Origin of the sequence: Leucobacter tenebrionis, assembly GCF_019884725.1 — a bacterium.
Lineage (GTDB): Bacteria > Actinomycetota > Actinomycetes > Actinomycetales > Microbacteriaceae > Leucobacter > Leucobacter tenebrionis.
The window spans coordinates 989,694-1,004,761 of the sequence record NZ_CP082322.1 but is presented as its reverse complement, the minus strand read 5'-3'; the positions used below and the strand labels follow the sequence as shown (position 1 = coordinate 1,004,761).

The following is a 15,068-nucleotide window of genomic DNA, read 5'->3' as shown; positions in this document are numbered from 1 at the left end:
ACAGCGACGAGGTCGTCGCGGGATTTCAAAGGAGAAATGAGTGAGCACAGCAACATCGATCCATAGGCCGGGAACGCGCTACCCCGATGTCTACGCGAGGAGCATCGCGGATCGCGAGGGCTTCTGGTTGGAGGCGGCCGAGAGCGTGTCGTGGGACACCGCGCCGACCCGCGCGCTCGATGAGCGCAGCCCGAGCGAGTGGCGCTGGTTTCCCGACGGCACCCTGAACGTCTGCTACAACGCGCTCGACCGCCATGTCGATGCGGGCCGGGGCGCCGAGACCGCGCTGATCTACGACTCCGCGATGACGGGCACTCGGGCTGCCATCAGCTACGAGCACCTCCGCGATCGGGTGGCGCGCTTCGCCGGCGTGCTGCGGGAGCGTGGCGTCGCGGCGGGCGACCGCGTGCTGATCTACCTGCCGATGACGCCGGAGGCGGTCGTGGCCATGCTGGCCTGCGCGCGCATCGGCGCCATCCACTCGGTCGTGTTCGGTGGCTTCGCCGCGAACGAGCTGGCGGTGCGGATCGTCGACGCGAGACCGCGGGTCATCGTCACCGCCTCGGGCGGCCTCGAACCGAATCGCACGGTGGAGTACCTGCCGCTCGTGCAGCGGGCGCTCGAGATCGCGGGCGGGCAGGCTTCGGGGGTGGAGTCCGTGATCGTCCGCGACCGCGAGGCGGTGCCGGGCTCGGCGGCCGACTTCGCCGGCGAACGCGAGATCGCCTGGTACGACTGGGCGGCTCTCGAGGAGGCCGCGGTGCCGGCGGATCCCGTGCCCGTGCGCTCGGAGGACCCGCTCTACATCCTCTATACCTCGGGCACCACGGGCAGCCCGAAGGGCGTCGTGCGCGACAGCGGCGGATACGCCGTGGGCCTCAGCTGGGCGATGCGCAACATCTACGACTTCGGGCCGGGCGACACGATCTTCACGGCGTCCGACGTCGGATGGGTGGTCGGGCACTCGTTCATCGTCTACGGCCCGCTGCTCGCGGGCGGTACGACGGTGCTCTACGAGGGCAAGCCGGTGGGCACCCCGGATCCCGGGGCCTTCTGGCGCATCCTCTCGAGCTACGGGGCGAAGATCCTCTCCACGGCCCCGACGGCGCTCCGTGCGATCCGGCGCGAGGATCCCGAGCTCGAGGAGCTCGCGGGGTACGACCTGTCGTCGCTGCGAGCGATCTACCTGGCGGGGGAGCGGATGGATCCCGAGACCTGGCACTGGATCAACGACGGCCTCGGAGTTCCGGTGGTGGACCACTGGTGGCAGACGGAGACCGGTTGGATGATCTGCGCGAACCCGTTGGGCATCGAGACGCTGCCCGCCAAGGCCGGGTCGACCTCCGTACCGATGCCCGGATTCGACGTGCGCATCGTCGACTCGAAGGGCGACGACGTCACGGCTCCCGGAGTCGAGGGCAATATCGCTATCAAACTGCCGCTCGCGCCGGGTGCGCTGCTCGGTATCTGGGGCAGCGAGCAGCGCTTCGTCGACTCCTACCTTTCGGCGTTCCCCGGCTACTACGCGACCGGCGACGCCGGGTACTACGACGAGGACGGCTATCTCTTCGTCATGGGCCGCACCGACGACGTGATCAACGTCGCCGGGCACCGGCTCTCGACGGGATCGCTGGAAGAGGTGCTGACGCGCCACCCGGCGGTCGCGGAGTGCGCCGTGATCGGCGTGCACGACGAGCTCAAGGGGCAGCGGGCCGCGGGATTCGTCACGCTCAAACACGGCGAGGACGTCGTGCGCGAGGATCTCGCCGCCGAACTGGTGCGGATGGTGCGCGAGCACATCGGGCCCGTCGCGGCGTTCCGCGACGTGACCGTGGTGGACCGGCTGCCGAAGACCCGCTCGGGCAAGATCCTGCGCAAGACCATCCGGCAGATCGTGGACGGCGAGGAGTACCGCGTGCCCGCTACCATCGAGGATCCCACCGTCATCGACGCCCTGATCGAGGCGCTCGGCGGCACGGTGTCGGCACCGCCGACGCAGGCGGTGCCGGTGCCGCGCTGAGCGATCCTCTCCCGTGTTCCGCAATTCCCATGAGGCAAGGAGGCCCCATGTCCAATGAACCCCGGGGGTTCGAGGAAACCACCCCCATCGACTACGAAGCATTCCAGGGGCGACCCGAGTTCCAGGAGTACAAGCACCGGTTCCGGCGCTTCGTGTTCCCGCTCGCAGCGGCGTTCATGATCTGGTTCCTGCTGTACGTCGTGCTCGCCGCGTACGCCCACGAGTTCATGGCGCAGCCCCTGCTCGGTTTGAACGTCGGGCTGTGGCTCGGCCTGGCGCAGTTCATCACGACCTTCGGCATCACCATGTGGTACGTATCGTTCGCCAACAAGCGGCTCGATCCCGCCACCGTCGCGCTGCGTGCCGAGCTCGAGGATATCGAGCGCTCCGCGAGCGGCGGCTCGATCGGCCGACGCACCGATGACGATCCGACCGACACCGAGGGAGGCGCGCGATGAATACCACGATCTTCCACTTCCAGGAGGCGGGTCAGCAGAACCCTGTGCTGAACATCGGCATCTTCCTCGCCTTCGTCGCGGTGACGATGGTGATCGTGATCCGCGCCAGCCGCAACAACAAGAGCGCGGCCGACTTCTACGCGGGCGGTCGCTCGTTCTCCGGGAGACAGAACGGCCTCGCGATCGCCGGGGACTACCTCTCGGCGGCGTCGTTCCTCGGCATCTGCGGGGCGATCGCCATCAACGGCTACGACGGCTTCCTGTACTCGATCGGGTTCCTCGTCGCGTGGCTCGTAGCGCTGCTGCTCGTCGCCGAGCTCATGCGCAACACCGCCAAGTTCACGATGGCCGACGTGCTGTCGTTCCGACTGCGGCAGAAGCCGGTGCGCATGGCAGCAGCGCTCACGACGCTCGCGGTGTGCTTCTTCTACCTGCTCGCGCAGATGGCGGGAGCGGGCGGTCTCGTGTCGCTGCTGCTCGGGATCGACGACAAGCTGGGCCAGTCGCTCGTCATCGCGGTGGTCGGTGTCGTGATGATCTTCTACGTGCTCATCGGAGGCATGAAGGGCACCACCTGGGTGCAGATCATCAAGGCCGTGCTGCTGATCGCCGGTGCCTGCGCGATGACCGTCTGGGTGCTCGCGCTCAACGGATTCAACTTCGGGGCCGTGCTCGACGCAGCCGTGAACAACCCCGAGAACACGAACGGTACGGCGATCCTTGCCCCCGGTCTGCAGTACGGGGCGAATCCGATCGACTTCGTATCGCTCGCGCTCGCCCTGGTGCTCGGCACCGCCGGCCTGCCGCACGTGCTGATGCGCTTCTACACGGTGCCGACGGCGAAGGAGGCGCGGCGCTCGGTCGTGTGGGCGATCTGGCTGATCGGCGTCTTCTACCTGTTCACGCTGGTGCTGGGGTACGGCGCCGCGGCGCTCGTCGGCCCCGAGACCATCGCGAATGCCCCGGGCGGGCAGAACTCGGCCGCGCCGCTGCTCGCGCTCCACCTCGGCGGCCCGCTGCTGCTCGGCTTCATCTCGGCGGTGGCGTTCGCCACGATCCTCGCGGTGGTCGCCGGCCTCACCATCACGGCGTCGGCCTCGTTCGCTCACGACATCTACAACAGCGTGATGAAGCGGGGGCAGGCGTCGGCGAAGCAGGAGGTGCGGGTCGCGAAGATCACGACCCTCGTGATCGGCGCGGCCGCGATCCTCGGCGGCATCGGCGTGCAGGGGCAGAACATCGCGTTCCTCGTGGCGCTCGCCTTCGCGGTCGCCGCCTCCGCGAACCTGCCGACGATCCTCTACTCGCTGTTCTGGAGCCGGTTCACCACCCGCGGAGCCGTGTGGTCGATGCTGGGCGGACTGATCTCCGCCGTGCTGCTGATCGCATTCTCGCCGGTGGTCTCCGGCGATCCCACCGCGATGCTGGGCGACGGCGTGGACTTCGCCTTCATCCCGCTGAAGAACCCGGGCATCATCTCGATCCCGCTCGGCTTCCTGCTCGGATGGCTGGGCTCGATCACCGACTCCGGGCGAGAGTCGAAGAAGCTGGCCGCCGAGATGGAGGTGCGCGCGCTCACCGGCCACGGCGCGGAGCCGCCCGTGCAGCACTGAGTCGCTGAAGCGCAGGGGCGGCGGACGGCTTCGGCCGCCCGTCGCCCCGAACCGTTCCGGTCGGGGACGCCGCACAGGAGAGGCCCGGTAGACTGGGAGGGTGAGCAACGAGATCGAGATCGGGCGGGGCAAGCGCGCCCGCCGCGTGTACACCTTCGACGAGATCGGCATCGTGCCGACCCGGCGCACCCGCGACCCCGAGCTCGTCTCGACTTCGTGGTCGATCGACGCCTTCCACTTCGACATCCCGGTGCTCGGCGCGCCGATGGACTCGGTCATGTCGCCCGCCACGGCCATCGAGCTCGGGCGTCTCGGCGGCCTGGGCGTGCTCAACCTCGAGGGCCTCTGGACCCGGCACGAGGATCCCGAGCCGCTGCTCGCCGAACTCGCGGGCATCGAGGACGAGGTGCGGGCCGTGCACCGCATGCGCGAGCTCTACGCCGCGCCGATCCGCCCCGAGCTCATCACCGCCCGCCTGGGCGAGATCCGCGACGCCGGGGTGACCGTGGCGGGCGCGCTCTCGCCGCATCGCACCGCGGAGTTCACGGACACGGTGGTGAACGCCGGCGTCGACCTGTTCGTGATCCGCGGCAACACCGTCTCCGCCGAGCACGTGGCGAAGGAGGGGCTCGAGCCCCTCAACCTCAAGCAGTTCATCTACGAGCTCGACGTGCCCGTCATCGTCGGCGGAGCGGCCACCTATCAGTCGGCCCTCCACCTCATGCGCACCGGCGCCGCCGGCGTGCTCGTCGGGTTCGGCGGCGGCGCGTCCTCGACCACCCGCGCGACGCTCGGAATCCGCGCCCCCATGGCGACCGCGATCGCCGATATCGCCGGGGCGCGCAGCGACTACCTCGACGAGTCGGGCGGCCGTTACGTGCACGTGATCGCCGACGGCGGCCTCGGCACCTCGGGCGACCTCATCAAGGCGATGGCCTGCGGCGCCGACGCCGTGATGCTGGGCGCCGCCCTCGCGAAGGCGTCCGATGCCCCGGGCCGCGGGTGGCACTGGGGGCAGGAGGCGCACCACGAGGATCTGCCGCGGGGGAGGCGCATGCGCGTCGCGCCGGTGGCGCCGCTCGCAGAGATCGTGAACGGGCCGGCGCACGTCGCCGACGGCAGCGCCAACCTGATCGGCGCTTTGCGTCGGGCGATGGCGACGACGGGCTACTCGGAGCTCAAGGAGTTCCAGCGCGTCGACGTCGTGCACGCAGAGCGCTAGGGGGCCGCGAGGCAGTTGTCTTCGACCCAGCCCCCCTCACCGGACTCGCCCGACCCGGGTCGGCAGTCCGCTCAGCCGATGCAACCGGATTCACGGTCGTCTGCGTCCGCGTCTGCGTCTGCATCCGCGCGAACGGACCCGCCGCAGCGGTCGAAACGCCCCGAGTACCTGGGCGAGCCCACGCTCGGGCGCGTGATGCGCAGGCCGCGCTGGATCCTCGCTCTCGTGTTCGCCATGATCGTGGCCTCCGTCTTCGCGTGGCTGGGGCAGTGGCAGATGGACAGCGCTGTGCGCAACGCCGCCGTCGAGGAGGTCGACACCGAGACGCCGCGCCCCCTCCAGGAAGCCTCTGACACCCTCGTCGGAGTCACCGACGAGGGAGCCGGCGTGGTGGTGCACCTCGACGGAGCCTTCGTCCGCGGAGACTCGCGCGTCGTGTCCCCGCGCGTCAACGACGGGCAGACCGGAGCCTGGGTGGTCGGTCACCTCGTGACCGAGGCGCCCGACGCCGCTCCGGGCGCGCACCTCGCCGTCGCGATCGGCTGGGCTGCGGACGAGGCCGCCGCGGAGCGGGCGATCGAGAAGCTCGAGGCGGATCCCGAGTTCTCCGAGCCGCGCACCATCGAAGGGCGCTTCATGCCTCCCGAGGGGCCGCAGGTGCCGAAGGCGGGCGAGGACCCGCAGGTGATGCACACCATGATCCCGGCCTTCCTCGCGAACGTCTGGACCGGCGTCGACAGCCCCGTCTACTCCGGCTATCTCGTGATGCACGACTCGGGGGCCGCCGAGCCGCTGCTCGCCGAGGCCGGGCTCGACCCCGTCGACTCGGTCGCGCCGCTGCCCGCGGAGACCGTGAACTGGCTCAACATCTTCTACGGCGTCGAGTGGATCGTGTTCGCGGGCTTCGCGCTCTTCCTCTGGTACCGCCTCACGCGCGACGCCTGGGAGAAGGAGCACGAACTCAAACTGCTTCAGGCGGCGGACGCGGAGGCGGCCCGCTGAGTCCGCCAGCGGACCCCCGCTTCCTTCGCCAAGCTCAGGGAACGACTCGATAGAATGGAACCCATGCAACTGCAGCCCAAGCCGTCCGACTACCCGCGCATTCGCAAGGCCTTGAGCTTCTACAAGGTCACCTCGGTGATCACGGGCGTCATGCTGCTCCTGCTCGTGGCCGTGATGGTCATGAAGTACGCCTTCAACGTGCAGCTCTTCCTGTTCACCCCCGACGGCTTCGCGCACTTCTACCCGCTGGCCCCCGAGGGAGTGGAGGCCGACTTCCTGCCGCAGGGCTTCGACCTGTTCAAGGCGATCCTCATCGCCCACGGCTGGTTCTACGTGATCTACCTCGTCTCCGACTTCATGCTGTGGAGCCCGATGCGCTGGAACTTCTGGCGCTTCATCCTCATCGCGCTCGGCGGCGTGATCCCGTTCATGTCGTTCTTCCTGGAGGCTCGCATCGTGCGCGAGGTGGATGCCTTCCTCGAGGCCCGCGAGGCCGAGGCCGCACCTGCCGCGGAAGCGCCGCTTCACTAGACTTCTATCCCAGGATCGCGCCGACGGCGCGTTCCATCAATCCCTGAAAGGCCTGCAATGGCAGAACAGTCAGATACGGATCACCGTCCGGTCCTCGTGGTCGACTTCGGCGCGCAGTACGCGCAGCTGATCGCTCGTCGGGTGCGCGAGGCCGGCGTGTACTCGGAGCTCGTGCCGCACAGCATCACCGCGGCCGAGGTCGAGGCCAGGCAGCCTCTCGGCATCGTGATGTCGGGCGGCCCGTCCTCCGTCTACGAGGAGGGGGCGCCGCAGTTCGACCCCGCGATCTTCGAACTCGGCATCCCGATGCTCGGCATCTGCTACGGGTTCCAGATCATGGCGCACACTCTCGGCGGCACCGTCGGTAACACGGGCGACCGCGAGTACGGCGGCGTCGAGGCGCAGATCATCGGAGACGGCGGCGCGATCCTGGGCGGCCAGCCCGAGAAGCAGAACGTCTGGATGAGCCACGGCGACGCCGTGCAGCAGGCCCCCGAGGGATTCGAGGTGCTTGCGCGCACTGCGGTCACCCCGGTGGCGGCGTTCGGCTCGCCCGAGCGCAAGCTCTACGGCGTGCAGTGGCACCCCGAGGTGAAGCACTCCGACCACGGCCAGCGCATCCTCGAGAACTTCCTGCACCACGTGGCGGAGATCCCCGCCGATTGGAACGCGGGCAACGTGATCGCCGAGCAGGTCGAGCGCATCCGCGCCCAGGTCGGCGACGCGCGGGTCATCTCGGCGCTCTCGGGCGGCGTCGACTCCGCCGTCTCGACCGCACTCGTGCACAAGGCCATCGGCGACCAGCTCACCGCGGTCTTCGTCGACCACGGCCTGCTGCGTCAGGGGGAGCGCGAGCAGGTCGAGCGCGATTACGTGGCGTCGACCGGCGTGAAGCTCATCACGGTCGACGCGGCCGACGTCTTCCTCGGGCACCTCGAAGGCGTCACCGATCCCGAGGAGAAGCGCAAGATCATCGGGCGCGAGTTCATCCGCGCCTTCGAGAAGGTGCAGCTCGACCTCGTCGCCGAGGCCAAGGCCGAGGGCGAGAAGGTGAAGTTCCTCGTGCAGGGCACGCTCTACCCCGATGTGGTCGAGTCGGGCGGCGGCTCGGGCACCGCGAACATCAAGTCGCACCACAACGTCGGCGGCCTGCCCGACGACCTCGACTTCGAGCTGATCGAGCCGCTGCGCACCCTCTTCAAGGACGAGGTGCGCGAGATCGGGCGCGAGCTCGGCATCCCCGAGGCGATCGTCGGTCGCCAGCCGTTCCCAGGCCCCGGTCTCGGCATCCGCATCGTGGGCGAGGTGACCCGGGATCGCCTCGAGACGCTGCGCGCCGCGGATGCGATCGCGCGCGAGGAGCTGACGGCGGCCGGCCTGGACTCCGAGATCTGGCAGTGCCCCGTCGTGCTGCTCGCCGACGTGCGCTCGGTGGGAGTGCAGGGCGACGGCCGCACCTACGGGCACCCGATCGTGCTGCGCCCGGTCTCCTCGGAGGACGCGATGACGGCCGACTGGACCCGCGTGCCCTACGAGGTGCTCGCCCGCATCTCGAACCGCATCACCAACCAGGTGCCCGAGGTCAACCGAGTCGTGCTCGACGTCACCTCGAAGCCTCCGGGGACCATCGAGTGGGAGTGAGCCGCGCAGCAGCTCACTCCCGCTCGATCGAGGGGGCGGCCAGCCGCTGAAGGCAAAGCGGAGCTTTGCGCGGCGTTGCCGCTGAGCGCGCCTCACGCTCAGCCGACGTGCGAAGCACGGAGGATGCTAGCCGCGCAGCAGCTCACTCCCGCTCGGGATGAGCACTGTGTGGCACGCGAACGCGGCAGCGGGCGCTTGGGAGTGAGCGCCTCGGCGTAGCGCAGGAGAGCCCGGCCTCGGCCGGGCTTTTCTGTTGCGCTTGCCGGACGGATCCCGATCCGGCTTCCGGCCCCGATCCGGCCGTCCCGTACTTCGGATCACACCGCAAATTCGGATGAGATCGCGTGAATCGATCCGAAGCAACGGTGAGCTCCGAAATACGGACCCGGGGAACGGAACCGGGCCCGGGGAACGGAGCCGGACCCGGGGAACGGAACCGGGCCTGGGGAACCCGGGGAACGGAGCCGGGCCCGAGGAACCGAACAGGACCCGAGGAACGAAGCCTGGCGGATGCACGAAGGCCCGGACCGCACGGTCCGGGCCTTCGCTCTGCCTATCGGAGACGGATCAGTCGTTGCCGCGCAGGATCGCGAGGATGCGCAGGATCTCCACGTACAGCCAGATCAGGGTAACCATGAGGCCGAAGGCCGCCGTCCAACCCCACTTCTCGGGCACGCGCCGCTGCACGCCGTTCTGGATCAGCTCGAAGTCCATGACCAGCGAGTACGCGGCGAGGAACACGGCGAGCACGCCCACGATGATCCCGAGGGGGATGCCGAACACCTCGATGCCGGTGCGCATGCCCCAGGCGGACTGCGCGACATCGCCTGATCCGAAAATCATCATGCCGACGTTGATGAGCGAGAACACGAGGTAGCCCACCATCGCGATGAGCACGATCTTGGTCATGCGGGGGCTCGTGCGGACCTTGCCGCTGCGGAACAGCAGCATGGTGACGCCGAACACGGCGAAGGTGCCGATCAGGGCCTGGGTCACGATGCCGGGGTACATGCCCTCCATGAGGCCGGACAGGCCGCCGAGGAAGAGCCCCTGGAACACCGCGTACAGCACGATGAGCGGAACGCTCGGCTCCTTTTTGAAGGAGTTGACGAGGCCGAGCACGAGGCCGACGATCATGCCGGGGAGCATGAGGATCGGCATGAACCAGCCGACCGCGGCGCCCGCGAGCACGATGAGGAAGAGCCCGATGGTCTTCGAGATGGTGTTCTCGTAGGTCATGGGACGCTCGGAGGGCGTGACGACGGGCGGCTGCTCGCCGCCGAAGCCCGCCTGCGTGACGGGTTCGTCGATGCCGGGGCGCTGCGTCTGCGCAGCGGGCTGATCGTAGATGCGGCGCAGCTCGTCAGCGGTGAGGGTCTTGCCGTTGAGTGCCGGGTTGTTGCTGAGAGCCGGGTTGCTCATGCGTCGGAATCCTTTCCTGGCGTATGGGTCTCTTCCACCCTAACGAAGAAGGGGCTTCCGGGGCTGTGACTCTGCCTGATCCTCGCGCGAGTTCGCGCAGCGCGGATCGGCGATACGGCGCGGATAGGCTGGGACGCATGGAGACCCCGGATCCTGCGCCCCTCATCATCGGCCACCGGGGTGCGCCCGGGTACCGGCCCGAGCACAGCGCCTCGTCTTACCGCCTCGCGTTCGAGCTCGGCGCCGACGCCGTGGAACCCGACATCGTCGCGACGCGCGACGGCGTGCTGGTCGTGCGGCACGAGAACGAGATCTCCGGCACCACGGATGTGGCTCAGCGCCCCGAGTTCGTGTCGCGACGCACGACGAAGACGGTCGACGGCCGGCGTCTCACCGGCTGGTTCACCGAGGATTTCACCTGGCAGGAGCTCTCGACCCTGCGCTGCATCGAGCGTCTGGGGCGGGTCCGGCCCGACAACCGGGAGTTCGACGGCGCTGAGCCGATCCTGCGGCTGCGCGACATGCTCGCGATCGTCGACGAGGAGAGCGCTCGGAGGGGCCGGCCCCTGCGGGCGGTCATCGAGGTGAAGCACGCCGCGTATTTCGCGGGCCTCGGTCACGACCTCGGCGAGCTCCTGATGGGCGAGCTGGCCGCGACCGGGTGGGATGAGCGGCCGGATCGCCTGGTCGTGGAGTCGTTCGAGCTCGGGGTGCTGGATCGGCTGCGCGCCGCCGGCGTGCGCGCCGACCTCGTGTTCCTCGCCGAACGCTTCGGATCGCCGGCGGATGAGCCGGTGGGCGACGCCCCGCGGCGCAGTTTCGCCTGGTACCGCAGCGATGCCGGGCTCGATCTGCTCGCGGCGCGGGCCGGCGACGGGCGACGCAGGGTCGACGGGATCAGCGTGGCAAAGGGCAACCTGATCCGGGTGAACGCGCTGGGACGCGCGACGGGGGCGACCGACCTGGTGGAGCGGGCGCACGCGCGCGGCCTGCTCGTCTACACCTGGACGCTCAGGCCCGAGAACCGCTACCTCAACGTGCGCTATCAGACTTCGCTGCGCGGCGCGGAGTGGGGAGACTGGCAGGGGGAGTTCGGGCTGCTGGTGGGTTCCGGGGTCGACGGCGTCTTCGTGGATCACCCCGACCTCGGGGTGGCGATCCGCGACGCCCAGAGGTAGCCCTACGCAGCGGCTCGGTCCATCCAGCGGCACCGATTCAGGTAAAAGCACCTCGTCTCGCTCGATCGCGGTGCTGGAAGGTGAATCGGTGTCCGAAGGCGGAAGGCGTGGGGGTCCCCGTCGGCGGGGGACCGTCGGAGTCACGCGTCCGGGACCAGCTCGCCGACGAGATTGCTCTCCATGAGGCTGCGTAGCTCTGCACCGCGGTGCCCCCTGTCGAGCAGGAATCCGAGCTTCGCGGCGGCGGCCTCGAGCGTGAGGTCGGATCCGTCGATCGTGCCGGCGGCTGCCAGCTCGCGCCCGACCGCGTAGCGGGCGAGATCCACCCCTCCGGTCGCGCACTGGGTGACGGCGACCACCGGCATCGACGCGCAGACCTCCCGGAGCGTGCCGAGCATGCCGGGCCGCGCCATGGGGGCATTGCCCGATCCGTAGCACTCGAGCACGAGCCCGTCGGGGCGACCGCCGACGGCGGCACGCAGATCCGCCGCGGTGACGGCAGGGGTGAACCTGAACGAGATCACCCGCGCGGGTGCGGCGGGGGAGTCCTGACCCGAGGGCGCCGCGGGCACACCCGCGGCGTTCGGGGCGAGGGGGCGCTCGGCGCGGAAGGCGGAGAGCGAGACGCTGTCGTGCTTGACCGCTCGGACCGCGGGGAGGATCGCGCCTCCGAATGCGACGGAGACGGGAGACTGCGGCGCTGCCTTCACCGAGGCGCGGATCGCGAGGGTGAGATTGTCGACCGCGTCGGTGCGCGGCGCGCCGTGGGGCAGCTGGCTGCCGGTCACCACGACGGGGCTGCCGATGCCGGAGAGCTCGAAGGCGAGCCTGGCCGCGGTGTGCGCGAGCGTGTCGGTGCCGTGCAGGATCACGACGCCCCGCGGCTTGTGCGTGCGCACGCGAGCGCTGATCGCGCGGGCGATGCGCGGCGCGGTCTCGGCGTCGGCGTTCGCGCTGTCGATGGCGGGGAGCAGATGGTTGATGCGGGCCTCGATGCGGAGGGGCCGGCAGATGCCGGCGACGAGTCGCTCGAGGACCTCGGGGAAGTCGGGATCGGACGCCAGGCCCGCGTCGGTCTCGTGCATGCCGATCGTGCCGCCCGTCGCGAAGACGAGCACGCTGGGAGTAGCCATTCCCCCATTCTCCCGCACGTGCGCCCGTACGCGCGGACACGTGAGGACGGATCCTCGCGAGACCGACGGTTTCGGCGAGGCTGACTGCTTCAGGGGCGCTGAAACCGTCGGTCTCGCTGGAACCGTCGTGTTCGGCGGGAGGGCGCGGGGCGGCGGTGGGGCTGTCGCGGCCGCGGACGGGAATGTCAGAGGTCCCGCCTAGACTGGATCCCACGATGAGCGAGTTTGAACTTCTGGAGCCCGGCGCTCCATTCGGTGGTCCTTCTGCGGGCGGCGCCCGGGGTGCGGGCGGGCAGGATCCGCTGCTCGACGGCCTGAACCCGGCGCAGGAGCGCGCGGTGGTCTCGCGCGGGCCCGCGCTGCTGATCGTCGCGGGTGCGGGATCGGGCAAGACCCGCGTGCTCACGCACCGCATCGCCCACCTCATCCGCAATAAAGAGGCGTGGCCGAGCCAGATCCTCGCGATCACCTTCACGAACAAGGCGGCCGCCGAGATGCGCGAGCGCATCGAGGGACTGCTCGGCGAGGGCGCCCAGGGTATGTGGGTGTCGACCTTCCACTCGGCCTGCGTGCGCATTCTGCGTCGCGAGGCCGAGCGCTTCGGCTACGTTTCGGGTTTCACCATCTACGACTCCGCCGACTCCCGCGCCCTGCTCAAGCGCATCATCAAGGAGCTCGACGCAGACACGTATGGTTTCACCCCGGCCAACGCCGGTTCGAAGATCTCGAAGCTCAAGAACGAGCTGAGCGATGCCGACGACTACGCGGCGACCATGAACGAGAGCGATCCCCGCGACCGCCTGTTCGTCGAGATCTTCAAGATGTACGAGCAGGAGCTGCGGCGCGCCAACGCGTTCGACTTCGACGACCTCATCGGGCAGACGGTGCAGCTCTTCCGCGCCCACCCCGACGTGGCCGCCGTCTACCAGCGCCGCTTCCGCCACATCCTCGTCGACGAGTACCAGGACACGAACCACGCCCAGTACTCACTCATCCGCGAGCTCACCCGCCCCGTCGAACCGGAGGAGGTGGATCGGCTGACGCCGCCGGCACGCGACCGGGAGCTCGATGCGAGCGGCAGGATCCCGCCGGCCAGCCTCACGGTCGTCGGCGACAGCGACCAGTCGATCTACGCGTTCCGCGGCGCCGATATCCGAAACATCGTGGAGTTCGAGCGCGACTTCCCTGGGGCCGAGGTGGTCAAGCTCGAGCAGAACTACCGCTCGACGCAGAACATCCTCTCGGCGGCCAACGCCGTGATCGGCAACAACTTCGATCGGCAGGAGAAGAACCTCTTCACCACCGAGGGCGACGGGGCGAAGATCGTCGGCTTCACCGGCTACTCGCAGCACGACGAGGCGCGGTTCGTCGCCGAGGAGATCGAGGATCTACACCGGGGCGGCATGGCCTACGGCGACGTGGCGGTGTTCTACCGCACCAACTCGCAGACGCGCGCACTCGAGGAGCTGCTGATCCGATCCGCGATCCCGTACCGCGTGCTCGGCGGCACCAAGTTCTACGAGCGCGCCGAGATCAAGGACGCGATGGCGTACCTCACGAGCATCGCCAACCCGTACGATCCGATCGCGTGGTCGCGCCTGCTGGGCGCGCCCAAGCGCGGGATCGGGCCGATGGCCGAGGCGCACCTCGCGAACTTCCAGGAGGCGCAGGGCATCTCGTTCCACGAGGCGATGCTGCGGGCCGATGAGGTCGGCGCGCTGGGGCCGAAGCTGCGGGGCACCGTGCAGCAGCTCGCGGGACTCCTGACACGGGCGGCTCGCATGGCGGCCGGGGGCGGTGCGACCGACGACTCCGCGGAGGAGGCGAAACCCGCCCCGGTCGGCGACGTGCTCAAGCTGATCCTCGACGAGACCGAGATGATCGAGAAGCTGCGCGCCAAGCGCGATCCGCAGGACGACGCGCGCGCAGAGAACCTGGAGGAGCTCATCGCGGTGGCCCGTGAGTTCGATGCGAAGCAGCCGGGCGCGGGCCTGCTCGCCTTCCTCACCGAGGTCAGCCTCGTGGCCGCCGCTGACGACCTCGACGACACGAGCGGCACCGTCTCGCTCATGACCATGCACACGGCCAAGGGCCTCGAGTTCAAGGCCGTATTCATCACCGGTGTCGAGGAGGGGCTGCTGCCGCACCAGATGTCCGTCGACGAGGTCGGCGGCATCAACGAGGAGCGCCGGCTCATGTACGTCGGCATTACTCGGGCGCGCGAACAGCTCTATCTCACGCTGGCCTCTACCCGCGCGACCTTCGGCGACGTGTCGGTGGCGATGCCGTCGCGGTTCCTGCAGGAGATCCCCGAGGGGCTGATCGACTGGCGGCAGTCTCCGGGCGAGGTCACGGGGCGCGGGGGCACGGAGTCCCGCGCGCTCAACGCGCCGCGCTCCTCGGGGTACGGCTCCGGCGGCGCGCGCTCCCGCGGCCGGGTCGACTCGTCGGTCTCGTTCGGCGCCGCGGGGTCTCGTGGCGGTTCAGGGGCCGCGGCCGTCAGCGAGCCGGCGAGCGGCAACATGCAGTCGGCGCTGGAGAAGTGGCGCGAGCGCAAGCGTCAGGCGAAGGCGGCGCAGGCCGCGGGCGGCGGCTTCCCCAACATGATTGGGGGAGCGGCCCGCGACAACGGCGATCTCGAACTCGCCTCGGGCGATCGGATCCGGCACGACGAGTACGGCGAGGGGCGGGTCACGGGCGTCACCGGCGTCGGATCGAAGCGCATCGCGCACGTCGTGTTCGATGCGGTTGGCGAACGCAAGCTGCTCGTGAAGCTGGCGCCGATCACCAAGGTCGACTGAGCGGGATCCCGGGTCCGACTCGATACAGGCGGCCTGGTGAGGCCGGG

At 69.5% G+C, this 15,068-nt stretch carries 11 protein-coding genes; 9 read left to right on the top strand and 2 right to left on the bottom strand.

Annotation, left to right across the window (positions count from 1 at the left end; all coding sequences use genetic code 11):
* Positions 1-40: 40 nt before the first annotated feature.
* From KVY00_RS04695 to guaA, 7 genes are all read left to right on the top strand, one after another.
* Positions 41-2,020, top strand: a complete 1,980-nt coding sequence (locus KVY00_RS04695; RefSeq protein ID WP_305069216.1) for an AMP-binding protein — start codon at positions 41-43, stop codon at positions 2,018-2,020.
* Between the two features lie 47 nt (positions 2,021-2,067).
* Entirely contained in the window at positions 2,068-2,478 is a 411-nt protein-coding gene (locus KVY00_RS04690) for a DUF485 domain-containing protein (RefSeq protein WP_223044564.1), read from the top strand.
* The gene (locus tag KVY00_RS04685; RefSeq protein ID WP_223044563.1) at positions 2,475-4,091 is read left to right on the top strand and encodes a solute symporter family protein; all 1,617 of its coding nucleotides are present in this window, start codon (positions 2,475-2,477) and stop codon (positions 4,089-4,091) included. Before KVY00_RS04690 ends, KVY00_RS04685 begins: the two co-directional genes overlap by 4 nt.
* A gap of 100 nt (positions 4,092-4,191) precedes the next feature.
* Positions 4,192-5,313 carry a GuaB3 family IMP dehydrogenase-related protein gene (locus tag KVY00_RS04680; protein WP_223044562.1) on the top strand — a complete coding sequence of 374 codons (1,122 nt, stop codon included), beginning with the start codon at positions 4,192-4,194 and terminating at the stop codon, positions 5,311-5,313.
* Between the two features lie 195 nt (positions 5,314-5,508).
* Positions 5,509-6,315: an SURF1 family protein gene (locus tag KVY00_RS04675; protein ID WP_223045187.1), complete on the top strand. Its 807-nt coding sequence runs from the start codon at positions 5,509-5,511 to the stop codon at positions 6,313-6,315.
* Positions 6,316-6,378: 63 nt separating this feature from the next.
* Positions 6,379-6,846 (top strand): DUF3817 domain-containing protein, encoded by a 468-nt coding sequence (locus KVY00_RS04670; protein ID WP_223044561.1) that lies wholly within the window; start codon positions 6,379-6,381, stop codon positions 6,844-6,846.
* Between the two features lie 57 nt (positions 6,847-6,903).
* On the top strand, positions 6,904-8,487 hold the full coding sequence (guaA, locus tag KVY00_RS04665; RefSeq protein WP_223044560.1) for a glutamine-hydrolyzing GMP synthase: 1,584 nt from the start codon (positions 6,904-6,906) through the stop codon (positions 8,485-8,487).
* Between the two features lie 567 nt (positions 8,488-9,054).
* Here the strand turns inward: guaA and KVY00_RS04660 are convergent.
* Positions 9,055-9,909, bottom strand: coding sequence for a Bax inhibitor-1/YccA family protein (locus tag KVY00_RS04660; protein WP_223044559.1), 855 nt, complete (start codon positions 9,907-9,909; stop codon positions 9,055-9,057).
* Positions 9,910-10,046: 137 nt separating this feature from the next.
* Between KVY00_RS04660 and KVY00_RS04655 the strand changes: the two genes are divergently transcribed.
* Entirely contained in the window at positions 10,047-11,087 is a 1,041-nt protein-coding gene (locus KVY00_RS04655) for a glycerophosphodiester phosphodiesterase family protein (protein WP_223044558.1), read from the top strand.
* 140 nt (positions 11,088-11,227) lie between these two features.
* On the opposite strand, the gene KVY00_RS04650 is transcribed toward KVY00_RS04655, so the two are convergent.
* On the bottom strand, positions 11,228-12,220 hold the full coding sequence (locus KVY00_RS04650) for an asparaginase domain-containing protein (protein ID WP_255572764.1): 993 nt from the start codon (positions 12,218-12,220) through the stop codon (positions 11,228-11,230).
* Positions 12,221-12,435: 215 nt separating this feature from the next.
* On the opposite strand from KVY00_RS04650, the gene KVY00_RS04645 reads away from it, so the two are divergent.
* Complete coding sequence (locus KVY00_RS04645) at positions 12,436-15,021, top strand: ATP-dependent helicase (protein WP_223044557.1); 2,586 nt, start codon at positions 12,436-12,438, stop codon at positions 15,019-15,021.
* Positions 15,022-15,068: the final 47 nt, after the last annotated feature.

Excerpts from the sequence above, each read along its gene's own strand:
- KVY00_RS04650 (WP_255572764.1), bottom strand. The coding sequence starts at position 12,220 with ATGGCTACTCCCAGCGTGCTCGTCTTCGCGACGGGCGGCACGATCGGC.
- KVY00_RS04645 (WP_223044557.1), top strand. The coding sequence starts at position 12,436 with ATGAGCGAGTTTGAACTTCTGGAGCCCGGCGCTCCATTCGGTGGTCCT.
- guaA (WP_223044560.1), top strand. The coding sequence starts at position 6,904 with ATGGCAGAACAGTCAGATACGGATCACCGTCCGGTCCTCGTGGTCGAC.
- KVY00_RS04670 (WP_223044561.1), top strand. The coding sequence starts at position 6,379 with ATGCAACTGCAGCCCAAGCCGTCCGACTACCCGCGCATTCGCAAGGCC.
- KVY00_RS04690 (WP_223044564.1), top strand. The coding sequence starts at position 2,068 with ATGTCCAATGAACCCCGGGGGTTCGAGGAAACCACCCCCATCGACTAC.
- KVY00_RS04660 (WP_223044559.1), bottom strand. The coding sequence starts at position 9,909 with ATGAGCAACCCGGCTCTCAGCAACAACCCGGCACTCAACGGCAAGACC.
- KVY00_RS04685 (WP_223044563.1), top strand. The coding sequence starts at position 2,475 with ATGAATACCACGATCTTCCACTTCCAGGAGGCGGGTCAGCAGAACCCT.
- KVY00_RS04655 (WP_223044558.1), top strand. The coding sequence starts at position 10,047 with ATGGAGACCCCGGATCCTGCGCCCCTCATCATCGGCCACCGGGGTGCG.
- KVY00_RS04675 (WP_223045187.1), top strand. The coding sequence starts at position 5,509 with ATGCGCAGGCCGCGCTGGATCCTCGCTCTCGTGTTCGCCATGATCGTG.